Genomic DNA, 22,839 nt, shown 5'->3' on the forward strand with positions numbered 1-22,839 from the left:
CATATGTCTAAAGCTTTTCTAATAGCAGCTCCCTGGAGTAATTCCGGAAAAACAACACTCACACTTGGGCTAGCTCGCTGGTTAACAAATCAGGGGTTTAAAGTACAAGCTTTTAAGTGTGGCCCTGATTATATTGATACGATCCATCATAGTAGAGCTGCAAAAAAAGCAGCCATCAATCTGGATACTGTGATGATGCCAGAGGAACATGTCATAACGCTTTTTAACACCTATCAACAAGAAGCAGATATTAGTATTATTGAAGGTGTTATGGGCTTATTTGATGGCGCCGTAAAAGATCAGGGGAGTTCTGCTGCATTGGCCAAATTATTAGATATTCCTGTGATTCTTGTTGTCAATGCCAGTAGTATGGCATACACCATGGCTCCTATTTTGCACGGATTAAAAACCTTTGATCCAAATGTAAAAATAGCAGGTGTACTATTTAATTTTATAAAAACAGAATCGCATTACAGCTTTCTCAAGGATGCTTGCGATGCCGTTGGAATACCTTCATTAGGATACATTCCTCCAAACAATGAAATTACTATTCCGTCTCGTCATTTAGGATTGCATATTGAAGATACTTTTGAAACGGTTGTTGAAAAAGCCGCTTCTCATATAGCAACTCATATTTCTATTCCCCAAATAATAGAAGTAGCTAAAGAAATAGAACGTTTTCAGAAAGAAATAGGAGAAAAAAAACTTAATTCTAACAAAATAATAGCAATAGCCAACGATGAAGCTTTCAGTTTTACGTATGTAGAAAACTTAAAATGGCTGGAAGATAAGGGTACTATCGTTTATTTTAGTCCGGTACATGATCATAAACTTCCTGATGCTGATTATATTTATTTGGCAGGAGGTTACCCAGAATTACATCTTAAAAAGCTATCCGAAAATAAAGCAATGTGTACTCAGATAAAAGCAGCGGCAGATCAAGGTGTGATTATCTATGCAGAATGTGGCGGGATGATGTATCTGGGAAAAAGTATTATTGATGAATCAGGAGTTGCCTATCCAATGGCACAGGTTTTTCCGTTTACGACTTCTATGGAAAACAAAAAATTGTCTTTAGGATATCGAAAAGTAGTATGGAATGATTTAGAAATTTGGGGACACGAATTTCATTATTCGAGCGTATCTAATGATGATAGCATTTCTAAAATAGGGCACGTTTTTTCTGCAAGAGAAAAGGAAGTAATCACAAAAATATATACGTATAAAAACGTGTACGCAAGCTATATTCATTTGTATTGGGCAGCGTTAAAACAAGAAAACATATGCATTTAGTAGCAACTATACCAGGTGGGTGGAATCCCAATGATGATGAAATTTTTTATATAGAGCAACAGCCTGGCGACATCGTGTTTTTAAGTGCCGGGGATACCGAGATTCATACGATGAATGAGGCATACAAACAATTGTATGAAACCGATGGTGATACCTTACCAAGTTTGCGTATGACCAATTTGGTATACCTAAAACAAGAATTAACCATTGACACCTATCTCGAAGAAGTGCTTGAAAAAGCAAAGGTAATTGTCTGTAGTATGCTGGGAGGTATCAGTTATTATAAATACCTCGTAGAATCCTTGGAAGCGTTACAAGAACGTATAGGAGTTACAGTATTGTTTCTACCCGCGCATGAACCCGATTATGAACTGATGAAATTATCAGGTGCAGACATACAGGTTGTGCACCAATGCAGGCAATATTTACAAGAAGGAGGAAAAGAAAATTCGGTAGCTTTATTAAATTATTTACGTTATATCTTTTTTGACACCAAAATTACGGTTGCTTCAGCGCAATCAATTGCTGATGTCTTCTTATATACTTCTGATGCTGGAATACTTTCTCAGGAAACCTTAGAAGCTTCCCTGGATATTTCAAGACCCAATGTAGTTTTATTAGCATATCGCACACATTATTTATCGGATAATGTAGCCCCAATAACAGCAATCAGTAAGGCTTTACAAACTCGCGGAATGAATGCTTTTGTTGTGTTTGCAAGCAACCTGAGAGATGCAACCTTATTAGAGCAAGTACAGCAATTAATGACGCACCATGGAAAGCGCGAGGTACATACGATCATCAATACAACAGGGTTTACCATAAAGCCTATGGATGGCTCCGAATTTATTTTTGAAAGCCTGAAAATACCAGTGTTACAGGCTATATTTTCTACCACCAATAAAGAAGTGTGGAAAAAAGGCCTTTTTGGATTACCACCTACAGATATTGCCATGAATGTGGCGTTACCAGAAATTGATGGGCGTATTATTGGTCGGGCAGTTTCTTTTAAAAAAGAAATAGAAAAAGATACACTTACAGATAGTGCTATCCTAAAATATGAAGCTTATATTCCTGCTTGCGAATTTATGGCGGAACTGGCACAACGATGGACAAGTTTACAAACCAAAAAGAATCGTGAAAAGAAAATTGCAGTCATTTTACCTAACTATCCCAATAAAGATAGTCGTTTAGCCAATGGAGTAGGACTTGATACTCCCGAAAGCTGTATCGTTTTATTAGATGCGCTTAAAGCTGAAGGATATCATGTGGGTGAGCAATTACCAAAAAGCGGAACAGAGATCATGCATTGGATTACACAAGTAACCACCAATGATGTTACCACAACGATGACCAGACCTCATGCATTGCTATTTAATTATAAAGAATTCCAGCAATGTTTTTCGACCTTATCAGATGAACTTAAAAATAAAGTAACCGAACAATGGGGCTCCCCAGAAGATGATCCCTATTTTACAGAAAAAGGATTCATAGTTTCAGGATTTTTATTGGGTAATATCTTTGTGAGTATACAACCTTCCAGAGGATATAATCAGGATCCGCAAGCCATTTATCATTCTCCTGACTTGCCTCCTACTTATCAATACTTAGCTTATTATTTTTGGTTACAGAATAACTATCAAGCTGATGCGGTGATCCATTTAGGAAAACATGGAAATCTGGAATGGTTACCAGGAAAAAGTGTATCTCTAGATCCTAAAACTTGTTTTCCTGCTGCAATATTCGGAGCGCTGCCTCACTTCTACCCTTTTATTATTAATGACCCCGGAGAAGGCACACAGGCAAAACGAAGAAATCAAGCTGTGATCATTGATCACCTTATTCCGCCTATGACGAGAGCAGAAAGCTATGGTAGCCTGATGAAATTAGAACATCTGGTAGATGAGTATTATGAAGCTGCTTCATTAGACCCTAAACGATCTCGCGCTTTAGAAAAAGAAATTGCACAACTGGTTAAAGACACCAAACTGAATGTGGATTTAGGGATCTCCTCTGATGATGTAAACGAATTACTGGTAAAACTGGATGGATATTTATGTGAGTTGAAAGAAGCACAAATCAGAGATGGATTACATATTTTTGGGAAAGCACCCGTTGATGAACAATTGATCGATCTATTAATTGCATTGCATCGTGTACCGGGATATGGACAAAAAGGAATTACACAGTTACTAGCCGAAGATCTGGGTATTAAAGAAAATATATTAGAGATTCCATATACGGAGGTTATGGAACTTACAATCGAAGAAGTGTTTTGCAAAACAGCAGGACAGGTAGTGGCTCAATTAGAAAGTATTGTGAAGCGTTTATTGGTTGCTTATATAAAGGAAAATCAACAATCAACAAGATATCCGTTAACACTGCAAATGATAGAACATATAACGTCTGAAACCTTATTAAAAGTAGAAAAAACTACCGATGAACTGGATCTACTACTTCATGGGCTGAATGGACATTACATCCCTTCAGGGCCTTCGGGAGCACCCACACGCGGACGCGTTGATTTATTACCAACAGGGAGAAATTTTTACTCTGTAGATGTACGTACCATTCCTACCGAAACTGCCTATCGACTAGGAGAAAAGAGTGCACAACTAATCATTGATCGGTACTTGCAGGAACATGGGGATTATCCGGAAACTATAGGGATTTCTGTCTGGGGAACATCTACCATGCGTACTGGAGGAGATGATATTGCTCAGGCATTTGCTTTAATGGGGGTACGCCCTATTTGGAAAAATGCCAATCGCAGGGTAACCGATTTTGAGATCATACCTTTGATCAAATTACAAAGACCACGAGTCGATGTCACGCTACGTATTTCTGGCTTTTTCAGGGATGCTTTTCCAGATGTGATCAACCTGTTTAATACTGTAGTTACACGATTGGCAAATCTGGAAGAACCGGCAGAAGAGAATCCAATCCGTAAACGCTTTTTATCAGAACAAAAACAATGGCAAGCACAAGGGTTACCGCAGAATGAAGCTTCACAGCGAGCCTTATACCGTGTTTTTGGATCCAAACCCGGTGCGTATGGAGCAGGTTTACAGGCAGTGATTGATGAGAAAAACTGGCAAACACAAGAAGATTTGGCCAACGTATATATCAATTGGAGTGGATATGCTTACGGAAATTCTAAAAAAGGCGTATCCGCCCACGAATCTTTTCAATATCGATTACAAGCGATGCAGATTGTACTACAAAATCAAGACAATAGAGAACACGACATTTTAGATAGCGATGATTATTATCAATTTCATGGTGGATTGGCAAATGCTGTAAAGACGATAAAAGGTGATGCTGCCGAAATTTACTTTGGTGATAACTCCAGACCAGAAACCCCAAAAGTAAAAACTCTAAAAGAAGAATTATTAAAAGTGTATCGATCGCGGGTGATTAACCCTAAATGGATTAAAGGCGTACAACGTCATGGCTATAAAGGTGCTTTTGAGATGGCAGCGACACTGGATTATCTCTTTGCCTATGATGCAACTACCAATCTTATCGATGATTTTATGTACGAAGGGATTACAGAAAGCTATCTACTCACTCCCGAGAATAAAGAATTTATTAAGCAAAACAATCCCTGGGCATTAAAAGATATGAGCGAACGTCTACTGGAAGCTATACAGCGTGGCATGTGGACAAATCCGTCTGATGAGATCAAACAACAATTAGAAAATCTATATCTGGAAGGTGAAGGGTTGATAGAGTAAACTACCTCGGGGCAAGCACACGAGGTAGTTTACTGCTAAGAGTAACCTGCTCCTACAGTACTATTAATACGATTTGTGATTGAAAAATTCGTATAAATTCATTGAAATGATTTTTTTATTTCAAAAATAATCAGGGAATATATAGCGCACAAACTTTAGCTTAATTCACTTTTAATCCCTTAAAATCAAATATTTACAAGCACACGAGTTACTTTGATTGTCGATGATACTGAATTTCGAGTTTTGGATTTCTTTTTCGGATTCTTTCAAAACTGCGATTATACAGGACGACCAGTAAGTGACAGCCTCCAGTGCTCAATATAGAACCAACAGAGGATAATGAACCCCGAATAATCAAACAATATATTACAGCTCGTGAAGGAAAAAACTTAAATATAAGGTTGTGATTATATTTATGCTGTTGCGATAACTAAAATATAATCGATAAAAAACCAACTATGAATCTTTAAAAAGAATCGACGAAAACTAAAAAACAACGACATAAAGCGTATTTTTTACAAATAAACTACACTTTACCTTCATAAAAAAGTTAATAAATGTAACAATTACACTAATTAAGCAATTTTCGATACAAACTTAAAATGCTAATAATCAGGTATTTAATTTATTTTGTAAAATAAAAATTAAATTGTTAATTATTTTGTTTATTATTATTCTTAAAAAAGTAAACAAAATATAAGTGATTGAAAATCAACAATTAATTTTAAAATTTTGTAAGAAATTTACGAATAAAGTTAAGTTAAAAACACAAAAATAACGATAAACGTACAAATTTTGCGGTAAACACGTAACCACCTTTTTAAAAAGTATAGTATTTTAGCATTGTTAAATCGGAAGAAAGAATTTTCCTCCAAGTTTGTAACCCCAAAATAATACTACATATGAGACTAAGATGCGTTTTATTAACTTCATTTTTATTATTTACTGTTTTATTCACCAATGGTCAAGATTTTGATAAAAATGACAACAAGTGGGTAAGGGGATGGACCAATTTTGAACCTAATGCCACAAACTACCCAGAAGCTGAAGAAACACTCCCTAATATGATAGCGGATGATACGTTTCTAAGAAACGATATTGTTTACCTATTATCAGGTGATGTATATGTTACCAATGGAGCAACACTAACAATCCAGCAAGGCACAACGATACGATGTGATCACGAAAATCCGGCAAACTTAATAATCGCCAAAGGCGCTAAGTTGATTGCAGCTGGATCAGAAGCATATCCAATTGTTTTTACATCCAACAAAGCTCCAAAGTCCAGAGCCAATGGGGATTGGGGAGGAATCATTATCGCTGGTTCCGGAAAAGTAAACTCTGTATCCGGTAATGGAATAATTAAAGGAAATTTTAATCCGCAATATGCTATATACGGTGGATCGGATCATCAAGAACAAACTACTATTCTTAAATATGTGAGAATTGAATTTCCAGGAAGCAAAACTAAAAGACAGGAAAACTCTAATGGGTTATCTCTATTCGGTATCGGAACGGCTTCTATTATAGATCATGTAATGGTTAGCTATTCTGGTCAGGACTCTTTTAACTGGAGTGGCGGAAATAATAATATAAGAAAAGTAGTTTCTTATATGGCTGAAGATGATGATTTTCAAATTTCTGAAGGTTTTAAAGGAGATCTGGACTACTTAATGGCAATACGTCATCCCTATATCACAAGTCCGCAAGGTTCTTATGCGATAGAAATTGATGGATATGACAAAGAATTAGGATATATAAAACCAAATGCTATTACAGATGTAACAATCACAAACTCTACGTTTGTAAATTTATCTGACAAAAGCAATTATATCCATACCACATCAGCGATTTCTGCATCCAATTCTGCTTTAATCTACCTTCATAATTCCAAAATATCAGGATTTTCTGATGTTGTAAAATTTGATCAATCTTACACTTCTCTTTCTGTGATAGAAAAGTCATTCAAAATGGATAACAGTTTTTTCAATATTCACGGAGAAGGTGTAAAAGCAAGCTACAAACCAAGTACAGGTGTTTTAGATATTTTGAAATATAATCGATTTACTCAAAGTTTTGTTGGAGTAGAAACACTATTTGCTGATCCAAAAAGCAAAACTATACCAAAATTTGAACTTAAAGAATCTTTAAACAATTATATGGTGATGCAATAAATCAGAGTATCCATCTATTTGTATTAGAACAATTAAGAATTCTGATACAATTTAAAAATACTATACCCACATACCTATGTTCATTTCTAAATCCAACATTTGTTTTTTCTTCTTTCTGACTATTCATATAACATATAGTCAGAAAAAAGATGATGCCATCTTTTTTATACAACAAGACCAAATAAGTAAATTTCATACTATAAGTGATCTCGAAGATTTAAAAAAAGGAGAACTCATTAAATTGTATCAGGACAGAGTACAGGAAATTATTACTGTGATTCCTTTTTTGTCACTAACAAATGAACCCGGTGTTCGTCTGGAAGATATTGGCATAAAAGAAGATGCCAATCACTTAAAGATGATGAAGAAAAATAATGAAACTACTCGGGAATCTCTACAAGTAACAAAACAATCCATTGAGGAACTAGTAGCCTATGCAGATACCGAAAAAATAATATGGACCATCCTTTACTTTGAAGAAGTCATTAAAAAAATGAGGATTGGTGTAAAAGGAAATTTTTAAACACTGAAGTGATTTAAAGATTTGAAAGAAAAAAGCGACAATTACATTGTTACTTTTAGTGTTTTTTATTAAATTAGATGTAAGCTTACTCACACTACTGCTACTAAATAGATATGATCACACTATATCTCATACTAGGCTTATTAACTGCAATAATTGGTGCTTTACCGCTTGGAGCTGTCAATATAGCGGTTATTAATACTACGATAAAAGAAGATACCAAAAAAGCTTTTAAAATTACAATTGCTGCCGGAGTCGGAGAAGTTTTTTTAGCTTTATTTGCTTTACACTGTAGCTTAGAGCTTTCTGCTTTTTTTGAAAATAATCAGTGGATACAAGCGATTATAATTCTTGTTTTTTTGAGTATTGGAGTCTATTTTCTAATTAAAAAAAACAATTCACAACCAAATAAAAAACAAGTAAAAACCAAAATTGGGAAATCTAAATTTTTGACTGGTTTTTCATTAGCTTTTCTGAATCCTCCAGTTATTATTTATTGGATTGTCGCTATTGCCTTAACAAATAAACACCTGTTTGAGCTTACTTTATCAACCCCTTTGACAGCATTATTTCTTTTCTTTTGTGGCGTTTATTTTGGAAAAATAATCACACTTTACCTATACAGTAAATGGGGAAATAGAATGAGTAAAAAGTCAGATCACTCTAAAGATAAGTTATTCAGAATTATTGGTATCGCATTGATTATAATTTCTTTTGCTCAGGGATTGAAATTATTCATAGCATAATGCGCTCCTATGACATAGCAAATGTCACTTTATATCCTTCATTATTACGAATATTAAACACTGTATCATCTTCAAAGATTAAATATTGACCTTTTATTCCTTTTAGAACTCCAGTGTATTCCGGTGTTTTTTCAAGATTTAAACTTTTTAATTTGCCTGGATATTGAAATACCGGAAAATCAAGTGTAGTTTCTTTATTACTACTGATATAATATTCTTTTACTTCATCCGGAATAAATTCTTGAAGCCTATCCCTATATGTTATTAAATCTGCATCTTCGATTTCATTTTTAAGCATTTTTCGCCAGTTCGTTTTGTCTGCAACATGAGCTTTTAATGCGACCTCTGTAATCCCTGCCAAATATCTATTTGGAGTCTCTACAATCTCTATAGCCTCATGCGCACCCTGATCAATCCAACGCGTAGGAACTTGAGACTTCCTGGTTACTCCCACCTTCACATTGCTAGAATTTGCTAAATATACTATATGCGGTTGTAACTGAGCCCTTTTCTCATAGTCCAGATCTCTGTCTTCAACCCCCAAATGAGCAGTACTCAATTCTGGTCGCATCACCCAATCCCCTACCTGAGGCTGGTTATAAAAGTCATCATAGCAATACCCCTGTCTATAAATTTTCTTATTCTTTCCACACGCCAAACATTGATATCCTATAAATTTAATATGAAGCGTTTTATTCAATAATTGGTTCATATGAATAAAATCAGATTCAAAAACCAAATAGTATTGAATTGGTGTTCCTATCTCTGTCTGCATCTTAGTTAGCACTCCCTGATATTGCATAAAAAATTTAGTTATAAGTTATAATCATAAAAAGAATGTAATTATTTTTACTATTTTAGTTTTTAATGAAAGTCAACCACACAGTCAAATTAATACTAATTACCGCCTAAAGATACATCAAAAAATGCCAATCCCTTTAGTAAATTCTATTGCCAGCTGGTTTTTAAAAAAACGTTTTCATCAGATAGAACTTTTTCTTCGATACCCCAATGAAGTACAACTGGAGTTATTACACACACTGCTGGAAACTGCTAAACATACAGAAATTGGCAAAACCTACGATTTTCTTTCCATACATAGTTATGAAACCTTCAAAGAGCGTGTTCCTATAAGATCTTATGAGGAATATGAACCTATGATCGAGAGAAGCCGTCTGGGAGAACAAAATATTTATTGGCCTACTTCCATTAAATGGTTTGCCAAATCCAGCGGAACTACAAATGCCAAAAGTAAATTTATTCCCGTAAGCCAGGAGTCACTGGAGGATTGCCATTATGCTGCAGGTAAAGATCTATTGTGCATGTATCTAAACAACAATGAAAATTCTAAACTTTTTACTGGAAAAAGCCTGCGTCTAGGAGGTAGCAAAGAATTATACGAAGAAAATGGGACTTCGTTTGGAGATTTATCAGCCATCATTATCGATAATATGCCTTTTTGGGCAGAATTTAGCTCTACTCCTAGTAATGAAATCTCTTTGATGAGTGATTGGGAAACAAAAATGACGGCAATTGTACATGAAACTATTCAGGAAAATGTGACAAGTCTTGCCGGAGTACCTTCATGGATGCTTGTTTTATTAAACCAGGTATTAGAAACCACAGGGCAAGAACATCTTTTTCAGATATGGAATAATCTAGAAGTCTATTTTCATGGAGGGGTAAGTTTTGAACCCTATATTGATCAATATAAAAAAATCCTTCCGGAAAACTCTTTTAAATATTATGAAATCTACAATGCATCTGAAGGTTTTTTTGCAATTCAGGATTATAATGATTCCTCTGAACTACTACTCATGCTGGATTATGGTATTTTTTATGAATTTATTCCCATGGAAACTTATGGAACCAATAAGCAACAGGTTATCCCACTCAGTGAAGTCGAAATCGGGAAAAATTATGCTGTTATCATCACAACAAATGCAGGATTATGGAGATATAAAATTGGTGATACCGTTCGTTTTACCTCTGTGTCTCCCTATAGAATAAAAGTATCTGGCAGAACCAAACACCATATAAATGCTTTTGGAGAAGAACTTATTATTGAAAATGCAGAAGAAGCACTCAGAAAAACAACAAAAGAAACCAATAGTGAAATAGTAGATTATACGGCTGCTCCTATTTTTATGGAAGGAAAAGAAAAAGGCGCACACGAGTGGATGATCGAATTCAAAAAACATCCCGAAAACCTAAAACAGTTTATCAAAATCCTTGATCAAAATCTACAAGAAATCAATAGTGATTATGAAGCCAAGAGGCATAATAACACGACACTAAATATACTACAGATTAATATCGCCAGGCAACATTTGTTTTATGATTGGTTAAAGAAAAACGACAAATTAGGTGGTCAACATAAAATTCCCAGACTATCGAATACTCGAAAATATCTAGAAGAATTACTAGAATTAAACAAAATAAATTCTTTTACCCCTTAAAAAAAACTATCTCAGGACAAGTCGAGGGCATTTATTGAAAAAAATATTTCAATTCTGAGACAAACCCCGGAACATTTAAATCTCGATTATTAAGTTAATAATTGACTTTTTTATGGACAAAACACACTATTTACATGTCAGAATATGTGGTTTTACCGTATAAATATAAGGTCAAAAACACTGTTTTTTTCAAAATTTTGAGTATTTCATCCTCTAAAAAAAACTCTTGATCTAAAAAATAAAAAATATCTTTTGGGTAGGTTATTTTCATATTAACTTTGTTTTCAGTTTGTTACAAACCACCTCAAGTTCCCAAAATATGAAAAAATTACTGTTAAATTGTATTTTCGTCTTATCGTCTGTAGTCATTGTTGCACAAGAAATTAGAAGCACTAGTACAGGAGACACTTTGGTTAATGAAAATGTATATCAACAAACAAAGTTTTCTAAAACACCAACATTAATCACAGAGGAAAATACATCTATTAAAGTTGATAAAATATGTTATGGAGAAATATCTAAGGTAACTTATTATGAAGCATTAATTTCTCAAAATGGTTTTGACATCAACCTAAAAAATAGTTCAGATCTTGTTATTAAAAATACAGAAGCAATACTATCGAATAAAAAAGACATGATCCGCTACTCAGTAAATGACCAATAAATTTAGACTCATAAAAACACTAACTTAATTTATTATTATAAATAATGTGTATAATTTATAAAAGAATATCTTGACTTTTTTTGTCCGTAAATATCATGTTCAACACAGTGGTTTATTATTTTTAAATCACTGTAACCTACCAAGGCAATGCTATGAAAAATCACTTCATTATTACAACAGAAGCCAAAATTTATGACTTGAAGCCAAAAGTCTAAGATGTGTTCAATTAAAAGCTCCGTTGATTCTTCAACGGAGCTTTTTTGTATCAATATAAAGGAGTAATACGATTTATAACTAAAAATTTCGCATATTCATCGTTTCTTTTTCCTTTCTACTTCGTTTAAAAAATAAACCGTAGCTATAGCTATGCTTGATTTTTTTGCCTTGCATAAAGAAAAAATAATTCAATGAATTTATACGAATTTTTTAATCACAAATCGTATTAAATTACTAAGAGACTGCTTTTAATTTATTAATTGTAGACCTATTCAATTTTTTTTCAGCATAGTCTTTAGAGACTCTAAATTCAGTTTCTTCACTTTCTGGAAGCTCATACATTGCATCTGTCAATATTGCTTCGCATAATGATCGCAATCCTCTTGCACCCAACTTATACTCTACTGCCTTTCCTACTATATATTCCAACGCTCCTTCTGTGATAGAAAAATTGATATTATCCATCTCAAAAAGCTTTTTGTACTGCTTAATAATAGCATTTTTTGGTTCTGTAAGAATCGCTCTTAAAGTACTGGTATCCAAAGGATCCATGTGAGACAATACAGGAAGCCTTCCTATAATCTCGGGGATAAGCCCAAAATCTTTTAAATCCTTAGGAATAATATATTGCAACAGGTTATCTTTCTCTATAGTATCTTCATTTTTTGAAGCACTAAAGCCCATAGCCTGCATATTTAAACGTTTCTGAATTGCATTTTCGATTCCATCAAAAGCTCCTCCTGCAATAAACAGAATGTTTTCTGTATTAACTTCTATAAATTTTTGATCAGGATGCTTACGACCTCCTTTTGGTGGAACATTTACCACAGTTCCTTCGAGAAGCTTCAGTAATGCTTGCTGCACTCCTTCTCCAGATACATCTCTTGTTATACTCGGGTTATCACTCTTTCTCGCTATTTTATCTATTTCATCAATAAATACAATACCTCTTTGAGCTTTTTCGAGATTATAATCTGCTGCCTGTAACAAACGAGTGAGAATACTTTCTACATCCTCTCCAACATATCCTGCTTCTGTAAGTACTGTAGCATCAACTATTGCCAAAGGCACATTCAGCATTTTAGCAATTGTTTTAGCAATCAAGGTCTTTCCGGTTCCTGTTTGCCCCACCATAATGATATTACTTTTCTGAATCTCAATATCATCATCTGTATGTGGCTGCAACAGACGTTTGTAGTGATTATAAACAGCTACAGACATTACTTTTTTGGTAAATTCCTGACCAATAACATATTCGTCAAGAAATTTCTTAATAGCCATTGGTTTACGAAGCATTAATTCATTACTAAGTTCACCTGTTTCTTCATCCTTGGCTTCTTCTACTACTATACCGTGTGCTTGTACAATACAACGGTCACAAATATGAGCATCCAAGCCTGCTATTAATAAATTAGTTTCAGGTTTTTTCCTTCCACAAAACGAGCATTCTAAGTCTTCTTTCGGCATAATTATCTAATTCAAATATACTATCTATCTAACTTCAATTAGAAAGACATATTTTATATCTCTTAATACTCTGAGATATAGTTATTCTCTTTTTAAAATTTCATCTATCATTCCATAATCAAGAGCTTTATCAGCTTTCATCCAATAATCTCTATCACTGTCTTCATAAACTTTGTCGTAAGACTGTCCGGAATGTTTCGATATGATTTGATATAATTCTTCTTTTAATATCAAAATCTCACGAGCAGTAATCTCTATATCACTTGCTTGTCCTTGCGCTCCACCAAGTGGTTGATGAATCATCACTCTACTATGTGGCAATCCAGAACGTTTTCCTTTTTCTCCTGCACACAACAATACAGCCCCCATAGATGCTGCCATCCCAGTACAAATAGTAGCTACATCCGGTTTTATGAATTGCATCGTATCATAGATCCCTAAACCGGCATAAACACTTCCTCCGGGTGAATTGATATAAATTTGTATATCCTTGGTAGAATCTACACTCTCCAAAAATAAAAGTTGAGCTTGTATAATATTAGCAACCTGATCATTAATCCCAGTACCTAAAAAAATGATCCGATCCATCATTAAGCGAGAGAACACATCAAAAATAGCAACATTCATTTGACGTTCTTCTATGATATTAGGAGTCATCCCCACAGGATACATACTACTAATGATATTATCATAATAATTACTACTGATTCCGTGATGCTTTGTAGCGTATTTTTCGAATTCTTTACCGTAGTCCATATTTTCTTTTTCTGAAATTTAATTTTTATAAAAAAAGCGTTAACCAAGTCATGGTTTAACGCCCTAAATATAAGTATAAAATCCTAGTAGCTAAAGCAGATTATTTGTAAACTTCTTTTACAAATTCATCAAAACTCAACTCCTTAGTTTCTAAGGTAACGTTATCTTTATAGTAAGCCAATAATTTCTGACTCATTAGCTGTTCAGAAATTCTTTTTACCTCATCCTGATTTGACAATATTCTAGCAGCGATTTCCTCTAGTTCTTTATCTTCTGGCGACATTTGACCATATTGAGCCATCTGTCCTTTAATCAAATCCTTAGCAAAATCTTTTAATTCTTCAAATGTAACCTGAAGGTTATTATCATTAATAATTTTTCCTTCTATTAATTGAAAACGTAATCCTTTTTCACTCTTTTCGTATTCATCCTTTGCTTCATCTTCTGTAAGAGGTTTTTCGCCTGTAGCTTGTATCCACTTCTTCAGAAACTCAGCTGGTAAATCAAATTTGGTGTTCTCTAAAATACTTTCTGTAACACTATTGAGCAACTGCTGATCTGATTGTTGCACGAATTGACTTTCTGCATCTTTTTTAATTCTTTCTTTCAATTCTGTTACACTTGTAATCGTATCTTTCCCGAATAACTTATCAAAAAGATCCTGATCCAAATCTGCTAACTCTTGCGTATTGATTTCTGAGATCGTAAATGCTACCTCAATATCCTCCAACTCTTGAATATCATCCTGACTAATTTTTAAGGCATTCATCAAGTCTTGATCATTTTCAAAAAGTTCTTTTGTCTGCAATGCAAGCACATCCCCTACGCTAGCTCCTATGAAAATCGATAGATTTCCTTTTCCTTTTATTTTTTCAAGTTCGATTGTTGCTTGATTATCAATTCCTTTTTCTTCATTTGCAAAAACACCATTTACAGTATCACCTTTCTCTACAGTATCTTTTGCTACCAGTTTCCCGTATTGCTTCTGCATAGTTTTGATCTGGTTATCAATCATTTCTTCTGTAGCAACGATCTTATAATGCGTAATAGCTTCAGCTCCATTAAGAACAACTTCAAATTTTGGAGCTAACCCTAACTCAAACTCAAAAGAATAATCCTCTGTATCCCAATCAAAACTTTCCTGTTCTTTGGGTAATGGATTTCCCAAGACGTCCAATTTTTCTTCTGTGAGATATTTATTTAAAGCATCTTGTAATAATTTATTTACCTCGTCAACCAATACTGCTTTTCCATATTGTTTTTTCACCAACCCCATAGGAACATGACCTTTTCTAAAACCGGGAATGTTAGCGTTTTTACGATAATCCTTAAGAATGTTTTCTACTTTATCACTATAATCTGCTTTTGTGATATCTACCGTTACCACAGCATTTAAATCGTCTACTTGCTCTTTTGAAATATTCATTATCTCTGCTTTTTTGTACTAAAAATCGGGTTGCAAAAGTAAGACTTTTTTATCTCTTGACAAAGTTTTAATTTACTGAAAAACAGTTAGTTTTTATCTTTCTTCAAAATAGAGTATAATATAGATTGAAACACAGATAATAACACACTAAATATCAACGCCCACAACCAACCACTAACACCAAAACCTGACACAAAATGATCTGCTATAAGTATAATCGCTGCATTAATTACTAATAAGAATAATCCCAACGTTATAATCGTCACAGGAAGCGTTAGTATAATTAATAAAGGTTTGACAATTGCATTGAGCACTGATAATACTACCGCTACTATGAGTGCACTAATATAACTATCAACTCCAACACCCGGAAGAATTTTAGCCAATACCACTACCGCAATAGCGCTCAAAATCATTTTTAATATAAACTGCATAATTCATTGGTTTAGATTAATGATTAAATTACTAAAAAAACAAAAACCCACTAAATAAAATTAGCAGGTTTCAATTATTTTAAAAAATATTTTTTTCTAATTCACTTCATTACTTACAGTAACAGTCCCAAAATCCCCGGGGTTCACTACTGGCAGCGTAGCTCCATATGTAGCTTCAATTGCTTCAATAACAAGATTTGTCACCAAGGCGTGTGCTCTAGGCGTAGGGTGCAAACCGTCTAAAGAAAACCCACCTCCAGACGCAAAAGTAGACGTAATTAAACCTCCATCAAAAGGAATACCTCCATCGGCTGCTTGTGCTAAAACTGATTTTACATCTACAAAAGCTAATCCAATAGCTTCTGCCACCTCGCGAATAGTCGTATTATATGCAGTTTGCGCATTAGAAATTGCTTCTTGCTCAGCAACAGTTAAAACATCTTTATCCCCAAGAGGAACCGACACTCCTGTAACTGCAGAACCATCACCAATAAGATCCACACCGATATTGCCTGATGAAGTCAACGGAATCAAATCTTGTGGGGTTGCCTGCCTTAACTGAGATAAAACACTTGCTGTCTGTGGGTCTAGATTAAAGGGAGGTCCTTGTATTGCCATAGAAATATCTGTTAATGCTTCATCAGTTATTGTTACAAAATTTTGTCCCGCAACAAAATTAATTTGTCTTTCTGTAACTTCTGTCATTGTAATCAAGCCAAATTGAGCTAAACCTGGAAGAATTTGAGTATTATATGCTTCAAATCTTGCATTTAAAAAAGCTGCAGTCGCAGCATCTAATGGTATCGCATTCGCAGGCACCGTAGTAAAAAATGGCAAAGAAGTAACATCTGGTAAATTTAATAATGCTCCTTTGGCCCCTCCTGATGTTAGTGCGCCAACCAATTGTCGGTATACCCCATCAAATGCTTCATTATTCGTAATATCATCAGCCCCGTAATTTGCAGGATTCATCTCCCCCGTTACGTTATGATCTACTCCAACACCGCCGGAAGTAGCATAACTAAGAATATCATTATTGCCAATCCATAATGTAAAAAATGTAGGACTCTGTCCTACTGCATCTCCTATAACGGTAGCATTTGCTCCACTGGCAAATCGTCCAAAATAAGGATTCAGTGCTGCATAGCCTTCAAATCCTAAGTGGTAACTTTTTGCTCCGGGAACTCCCAGATTACCAAAAGAGCTACCCGTATTAATATTATTTGCAGCACTCGTTGTAGGTGTTCCAGAAAGTCTTGCAGGGCCTACCGCAGCTCCATCAGCATCAAAAACTAACACAAACCTGTTAGGCAACGTATCTGCTCCAGGAATCAACATTCCTCCTGTATTATCCGCCATTAATGGTTGTGTAAATTCACCACCACCGACCAGCGCAAATTGCTGAGATAATATATTAGGAAATGAATTTTCTTGTCCCGTTATATATAATCCTCCATCAGCAAAACCTGCTGTAAGAGAATTTCCTACCGATACAAATTTTGAAAAATCGGCTTCTCCACTAGAATACACTCCTTCATCATCAATCGGCGTATCAAATTCCGGCTCACACGCTATTATACCTAATGCCAGAACTGCTAAATATTTTATAGTATTTCTCATCTTTGTATTATAATTTATAAGTTAAACCCAAACCTGGCGAAAAAGCACTTGATTTATATGTTCCTTCAAAAGGAATATTCTGCCCATCTTCCTGATAAAAATCATAAGATTCGTCTATTTCTTCGAATCTTAGATAAAAGAAAGAAGCATCAATCGCCAATCTGGGCGTGATAGCAACACTAAATCCTCCAGTAAATCCATCTGAATCGTTACGAGGGGTTTCTGGTGCAAAGAAACCTGACTGAACAGGAGACTCATCACGATAATATCCTGCACGTAGTGATATTTTGGAAGTAGCATCATATTGCAACCCAAATCGATACACAGAAGAGTCTTTATAATTACGTGGGTTTAAAGAAGAAGCTCCATTACCAAAGGTAATATCCAAAGATTCATAAACACTCCAATACTGCCTGTTATAATCAAAAGCAAATAACCATTTATCCAGGAACTCATATGACAATCCTATTGTTAACTCTGCCGGTAGTGGTAATTCTGCATTAAATGTAGTTGCTCCATTTGCAGGAATCCCAGGTCTTGTAGATATAGGAAAATTACTGAATGTAGCCTCCCCATCTTCTGCTTCTAAAATAATTTCGCTTCGATAACTAAATCCTAATCTAAATTTTTCTGTGGGTGAAAACATACCACCAATACTCCATCCCCAGTTTGTAACCCCAGAATCGTCAACCGCAATATTAGAACGATTACCATCAATATCTGTTGCAGTCCTACTCGCATTACGGTCAAATTTAACAGAGCCTGTAACAAAAATAGGTCCTCCACCAATACTAAAATATTCTGAAAGCTTAAAAGACACCACTGGCTGCACATAGATGGCTGCCAATTCTATGCTATTAACCAAATGAGAACCTGCCCAATCGGTAGGCCAGGTAACCTCGCTACCATAGGGAGTATAGATCCCTAAACCTAAAGACATCCAATCATTAACTTTATAAGATCCATACAGATTAAGCGGAGTACCTACTGAGCTATCCGTCTCTGCAGAAAGCCCAAATTCGCTATTTTGATAAATCACATCGGTAAAAATACCACTTGCTCCAACACTAACATTTAATTTATTTTCTAAGTATACAAGACCTGCAGGGTTAAAAAACACCAACTCAGCACTATTGACCACCGCGACACCTGTATGCCCCATTGCTATAGCTCTCTGCCCTTGCACACTCACTCTGTATCCACCGGCATAAGTGATCAATGTCACCAAGGCAAATAGAACCAATAATAATAGTTTTTTCATAATTAATTAGAATTGTTTTTTAGAATTTAATAAATAATGTTCCAAATTTAATAGAAAATAATAATTTTCCAAGAAATTCATCAAAATATTATGCGTACATAGTATTTTTATTTTACATTTTAACAAACGCTACTAATTCATTCAAAAATGCTGTTGGATTTTCTGCATGTAACCAGTGTCCAGCATCAGAAATTTCTTTTATGATCGAATTAGGAAATTGTTCTGTAATACGAAACACATCTTCTTCAAGTATATAATTTGATTTACTTCCTTTCAAAAAGAGAGTTTCTCCCTTAAATATAAGATTTTTGGCAAGCTCTGCACCTATTTCAGATGACTTTTTTATTAATGCGCTTAGATATATCCGTAATCCAAGTTCTCCTTTTTGTTTCCAGAATAGGTTCTTCATTAGAAATAAACGCACGCCAGCATCTCTCACATAAACGCTTAGCGCTTCATCTACATCTTTTCTTTCTTTAAGAACTTCGAAATCCAATGAAGCTAAACCATCTAATATATCCTGATGATGCAATGGGTAATATTTAGGACCAATATCAGCTATAATCATTTTTCTTAGCAATTCAGGATATTGAGATGCAAAAAACATGGCGGTTTTTCCACCCATAGAATGCCCGAGCAATATTATAGTATCCAGATCATTATCATTGCAATATTCTAATAAATCCTGCGCTAAAAGCGAATAATCAAATTCATCACTATGAGGACTACGCCCATGGTTTCGTTGATCTATCAGGTGTACCTGATACCCTTGTTCTGCTATTTTTTTACCAAGAGTTTTCCAATTATCCCCCATCCCCAAAAATCCATGTAAGATTACGAATGGATCTCCATCACCAATAACATTAGCATATAATTTCATCCCTAAACTGATTATTTTAATCTATGTAAATACATATTCACCACATTTTCCATCCCTAAATATAGTGCTTCGCTTATTAATGCGTGACCAATAGAAACCTCTAGCAATCCTGGTACATTTTCTTTAAAAAACTTAATATTATCAAGAGATAGATCGTGCCCCGCATTCACACCTAAACCTAAATCGTTAGCCAATTGTGCACAATCTGTATACGGTATAACTGAGTCCATATTCCCCATAGCATATGCTGAGGCAAAAGCTTCTGTATATAACTCTATCCTATCTGTTCCTGTATCTTTGGCTTCCTGAATCACTTCCTTCTTAGGGTCGACAAAAATTGAAGTTCTAATCCCGTTACGCTTAAACTCAGAAATCACCTCTTGCAGAAACGCCTTATGCTTTTTTGTATCCCATCCGGCATTACTGGTTATTGCATTTTCTGCATCAGGAACCAAGGTTACCTGAGTAGGTTTGATGGCTAGTACAAGATCAATAAATTTAGGTATTGGATTACCTTCTATATTATATTCTGTATGTACAACAGGTTTCAAATCAAAAGCATCCTGATATCTAATATGTCGTTCATCTGGCCTGGGATGGATTGTTACGCCTTCTCCTCCAAAACCCTGTATATCAACGGCTACTTTAAGTAAATTTGGAACATCTCCTCCTCTGGAATTTCGTAATGTTGCTATTTTATTAACATTAACACTTAACTTTGTCATAGTTTTTGATGTAACTTTAGTAAAAAACAAAAATACGAACTTGAGAATACCACAGTTGCATATTTTTGATTAATTTGCATAAAAAAGCCCCGGGAATTATGAAAACAAGTTTATACATTATAAATGAGATAGCACCGCTTTCTTCAAATTCAATAGTTGCAGACGCACAAGTATTGTTTAATGAGTTAACCTACACTCATTTTCCAGTTCTAAAAAACAATACTTATATGGGATGTATCTCTGAAGCTGATATACGATGTTTTGAAGCAGAAAAAACATTAGATTCGTATCAATATGCCTTAGAAGGTTTCTTTGTAAGGAGTGATGCTAATTGGTTAGATATTTTAGAATCTTTTGCCCAGAACCACTCCAATATAATACCAGTGCTTGATGATGCCAATAATTATCAAGGGTATTTCGAACTAAGAGATATTATGAACCTCTTTAATGAAACTCCTTTTCTCAGCGAGCCCGGTAATATTTTAATAGTAGAAAAAGGTATCTTAGACTATTCATTTAGTGAGGTTGCACAAATTATCGAGTCCAACAATGCTAAATTGTTAGGCTTATTTATTTCTAATATGGAAAATGATGTAGCGCAAATCACTGTGAAAATAAATGATAGCGACATTAATAATATTGTTCAGACTTTCAGACGATATAGCTATAATATAGTATCGAAGCATCATGAAGATTCATTCTTAAGCAATCTTAAAGAAAGATCTCAATATTTAGAGAAATATCTCAACATATAAAAACCGATTAATACAAATCAAACGATAATGAAGATAGGTATTTATGGCCAGTTTTATCACGAAAAATCCGGAGTATATATCCAGCAATTACTAGAAACACTCGACAAAAACAATATAGAGGTCGTTATTGAGAAAAATTTTCTGGAACTCATAAATCTCCACGATGACATTGATAAAAGCTATTCTCACTTCAGTACTTTTGAAGAATTAGATCATTCGTATGATCTTTTTTTTAGCATTGGTGGTGATGGTACAATTCTTAAAACGATAACTTATGTAAGAGATCTGGGAATCCCGATTGCAGGAATCAACACAGGGAGACTAGGCTTTTTGGCAACAATTCAAAAAGAAGAGATTCAGGATAGTATTGATCTTATACTAAATAAAGAATTTTATCTGTCTCCCCGAAGTATTGTTACCATAGAAACAGTACCACAAAGTAAAGAGTTTGGCGTTTTAAACTTTGCTATGAATGAGATTGCGGTTAGCCGAAGAAACACAACCTCTATGATTACAGTACATACAAGCTTAAATGACGAGTTTCTTACTTCTTATTGGGCTGACGGACTTATTGTATGTACTCCTACGGGATCCACAGGGTATTCATTAAGCTGTGGTGGCCCCGTTATGATGCCTGACGCTGAGAGCATGGTACTAACGCCCATTGCACCGCATAACCTTAATGCCCGACCATTAGTCATTCCTGATAATCAAGAAATAAAACTAAAAATTTCGAGTCGAGAAGATAATTATTTGGTATCTCTGGATTCAAGAGTTCATACATTACCTAATGAAACCACTATAATAATAAAGAAAGCTCCTTTTAAAATTAATATGGTCGTATTAGGCGGAGATAGTTTCTTAAAAACATTGAGAAAAAAGATGCTTTGGGGAGAAGATAAACGGAATTAAACAATAAATTCTTTTAAAAAGTGTTTTTTAATTCATACTCTTTTACTCAAATTCTTTTGAACTAAAGTTAATTGTTATATTTGCAAACTTTTGAAAATCTATGAGATACTTAGCATCCTTTGTATTTGTCTTGCTTTTTGCGCAATCTATTACCTCACAAACCTATGAAGTAGGCATAATGTTAGGAGGTTCTAATTATATTGGTGATGTAGGTTCCACCACATACATCGCTCCTAATGACCTTGCTGTGGGCGCAATTGCAAAATGGAACCGAAGTAAAAGACACGCGTTTAGAGCCTCGTTTCTGTATGCAGAGCTTAATGCAGATGACGCACAGGGCGATGCAAGAAGAGAAGCCAGAGGTTTAAGTTTTACTAATTCTGTAAAAGAGATATCTGTAGGATTAGAATTTAATTTCTGGGATTGGTATTTATATGAGTACGAATCTCAATTTACCCCTTATTTGTACACTGGTGTAACAGGTTTCAGCTATGGCGCCAAGGCAATAGATCCTACTGATAATAATCGAATTAACACGTATAGTAATCGATGGAATCTTGCAATTCCGATGGTAGTTGGTATTAAAAAAACCATTGGTCGTCATTGGATACTGGGGGCCGAGATCGGAGCAAGATATACATTCACTGACAATCTGGATGGTAGCAATCCTGATAGTGGGTTTGATGCAAATAAATTTGGTAATCTAGATAATAATGACTGGTATGTATTTACTGGCATCACATTATCGTTTACATGGGGTAGAATACCATGTTATTGTGCTTTTTAAAAAA

Annotated in this window: 19 protein-coding genes; 10 read left to right on the forward strand and 9 right to left on the reverse strand. The window is 34.7% G+C overall.

The annotated features are described in order from the left end of the window. The first annotated feature begins 3 nt into the window (after nucleotides 1-3). From F0000_RS09990 to F0000_RS10010, 5 genes are all read left to right on the forward strand, one after another. The gene (locus F0000_RS09990) at nucleotides 4-1,293 is read left to right on the forward strand and encodes a cobyrinate a,c-diamide synthase (RefSeq protein ID WP_149624582.1); all 1,290 of its coding nucleotides are present in this window, start codon (nucleotides 4-6) and stop codon (nucleotides 1,291-1,293) included. After that, nucleotides 1,284-5,030 (forward strand): cobaltochelatase subunit CobN, encoded by a 3,747-nt coding sequence (gene cobN / locus F0000_RS09995; protein ID WP_149624583.1) that lies wholly within the window; start codon nucleotides 1,284-1,286, stop codon nucleotides 5,028-5,030. The genes F0000_RS09990 and cobN overlap by 10 nt, the downstream gene beginning before the upstream one ends. A 902-nt stretch (nucleotides 5,031-5,932) precedes the next feature. Then, nucleotides 5,933-7,204, forward strand: coding sequence for a hypothetical protein (locus tag F0000_RS10000; RefSeq protein WP_149624584.1), 1,272 nt, complete (start codon nucleotides 5,933-5,935; stop codon nucleotides 7,202-7,204). 76 nt (nucleotides 7,205-7,280) lie between these two features. Continuing rightward, nucleotides 7,281-7,727, forward strand: coding sequence for a hypothetical protein (locus tag F0000_RS10005; RefSeq protein ID WP_149624585.1), 447 nt, complete (start codon nucleotides 7,281-7,283; stop codon nucleotides 7,725-7,727). Between the two features lie 113 nt (nucleotides 7,728-7,840). Continuing rightward, nucleotides 7,841-8,473: a LysE family transporter gene (locus F0000_RS10010; RefSeq protein WP_149624586.1), complete on the forward strand. Its 633-nt coding sequence runs from the start codon at nucleotides 7,841-7,843 to the stop codon at nucleotides 8,471-8,473. Between the two features lie 7 nt (nucleotides 8,474-8,480). Here F0000_RS10010 and F0000_RS10015 read toward each other — a convergent pair whose 3' ends face one another. Beyond that, on the reverse strand, nucleotides 8,481-9,275 hold the full coding sequence (locus F0000_RS10015; protein WP_149624587.1) for a DUF2797 domain-containing protein: 795 nt from the start codon (nucleotides 9,273-9,275) through the stop codon (nucleotides 8,481-8,483). Nucleotides 9,276-9,399: 124 nt separating this feature from the next. Here F0000_RS10015 and F0000_RS10020 point away from each other — a divergent pair, with 124 nt between their 5' ends. Beyond that, nucleotides 9,400-10,932: a GH3 auxin-responsive promoter family protein gene (locus tag F0000_RS10020; RefSeq protein WP_149624588.1), complete on the forward strand. Its 1,533-nt coding sequence runs from the start codon at nucleotides 9,400-9,402 to the stop codon at nucleotides 10,930-10,932. A gap of 319 nt (nucleotides 10,933-11,251) precedes the next feature. Next, the gene (locus F0000_RS10025; RefSeq protein ID WP_149624589.1) at nucleotides 11,252-11,596 is read left to right on the forward strand and encodes a hypothetical protein; all 345 of its coding nucleotides are present in this window, start codon (nucleotides 11,252-11,254) and stop codon (nucleotides 11,594-11,596) included. Nucleotides 11,597-12,046: 450 nt separating this feature from the next. On the opposite strand, the gene clpX is transcribed toward F0000_RS10025, so the two are convergent. The 8 genes from clpX to F0000_RS10065 all read right to left on the reverse strand — a co-directional run bounded on the left by clpX (nucleotide 12,047) and on the right by F0000_RS10065 (nucleotide 20,381). Next, nucleotides 12,047-13,279 (reverse strand): ATP-dependent Clp protease ATP-binding subunit ClpX, encoded by a 1,233-nt coding sequence (gene clpX, locus F0000_RS10030; RefSeq protein WP_149624590.1) that lies wholly within the window; start codon nucleotides 13,277-13,279, stop codon nucleotides 12,047-12,049. A gap of 81 nt (nucleotides 13,280-13,360) precedes the next feature. Continuing rightward, nucleotides 13,361-14,035, reverse strand: a complete 675-nt coding sequence (gene clpP, locus F0000_RS10035; protein ID WP_149624591.1) for an ATP-dependent Clp endopeptidase proteolytic subunit ClpP — start codon at nucleotides 14,033-14,035, stop codon at nucleotides 13,361-13,363. A 100-nt stretch (nucleotides 14,036-14,135) separates the two neighbouring features. Continuing rightward, nucleotides 14,136-15,461, reverse strand: a complete 1,326-nt coding sequence (tig, locus tag F0000_RS10040; protein ID WP_149624592.1) for a trigger factor — start codon at nucleotides 15,459-15,461, stop codon at nucleotides 14,136-14,138. 86 nt (nucleotides 15,462-15,547) lie between these two features. Continuing rightward, complete coding sequence (locus F0000_RS10045; RefSeq protein ID WP_149624593.1) at nucleotides 15,548-15,895, reverse strand: phage holin family protein; 348 nt, start codon at nucleotides 15,893-15,895, stop codon at nucleotides 15,548-15,550. A 96-nt stretch (nucleotides 15,896-15,991) separates the two neighbouring features. Then, complete coding sequence (locus tag F0000_RS10050; protein ID WP_149624594.1) at nucleotides 15,992-17,515, reverse strand: G-D-S-L family lipolytic protein; 1,524 nt, start codon at nucleotides 17,513-17,515, stop codon at nucleotides 15,992-15,994. A gap of 7 nt (nucleotides 17,516-17,522) precedes the next feature. Next, nucleotides 17,523-18,776, reverse strand: coding sequence for an OmpP1/FadL family transporter (locus tag F0000_RS10055; RefSeq protein WP_149624595.1), 1,254 nt, complete (start codon nucleotides 18,774-18,776; stop codon nucleotides 17,523-17,525). Between the two features lie 112 nt (nucleotides 18,777-18,888). Further along, entirely contained in the window at nucleotides 18,889-19,656 is a 768-nt protein-coding gene (locus F0000_RS10060; RefSeq protein WP_149624596.1) for an alpha/beta fold hydrolase, read from the reverse strand. Nucleotides 19,657-19,667: 11 nt separating this feature from the next. Next, nucleotides 19,668-20,381, reverse strand: a complete 714-nt coding sequence (locus tag F0000_RS10065) for a pyridoxine 5'-phosphate synthase (RefSeq protein WP_149624597.1) — start codon at nucleotides 20,379-20,381, stop codon at nucleotides 19,668-19,670. Nucleotides 20,382-20,479: 98 nt separating this feature from the next. Between F0000_RS10065 and F0000_RS10070 the strand changes: the two genes are divergently transcribed. The 3 genes from F0000_RS10070 (at nucleotide 20,480) to F0000_RS10080 (ending at nucleotide 22,835) form a co-directional block, all read left to right on the forward strand. Beyond that, a complete protein-coding gene (locus F0000_RS10070) occupies nucleotides 20,480-21,136 on the forward strand; it encodes a CBS domain-containing protein (RefSeq protein WP_149624598.1) in 657 nt (218 codons plus the stop codon). Between the two features lie 27 nt (nucleotides 21,137-21,163). Next, a complete protein-coding gene (locus F0000_RS10075) occupies nucleotides 21,164-22,048 on the forward strand; it encodes an NAD kinase (RefSeq protein ID WP_149624599.1) in 885 nt (294 codons plus the stop codon). Nucleotides 22,049-22,148: 100 nt separating this feature from the next. After that, the gene (locus F0000_RS10080; protein ID WP_149624600.1) at nucleotides 22,149-22,835 is read left to right on the forward strand and encodes a DUF6089 family protein; all 687 of its coding nucleotides are present in this window, start codon (nucleotides 22,149-22,151) and stop codon (nucleotides 22,833-22,835) included. The last annotated feature ends 4 nt before the right edge of the window (nucleotides 22,836-22,839 follow it).

Source organism: Aquimarina sp. RZ0 (genome assembly GCF_008370685.1).
In the GTDB taxonomy this organism is placed as follows: Bacteria; Bacteroidota; Bacteroidia; order Flavobacteriales; family Flavobacteriaceae; genus Aquimarina.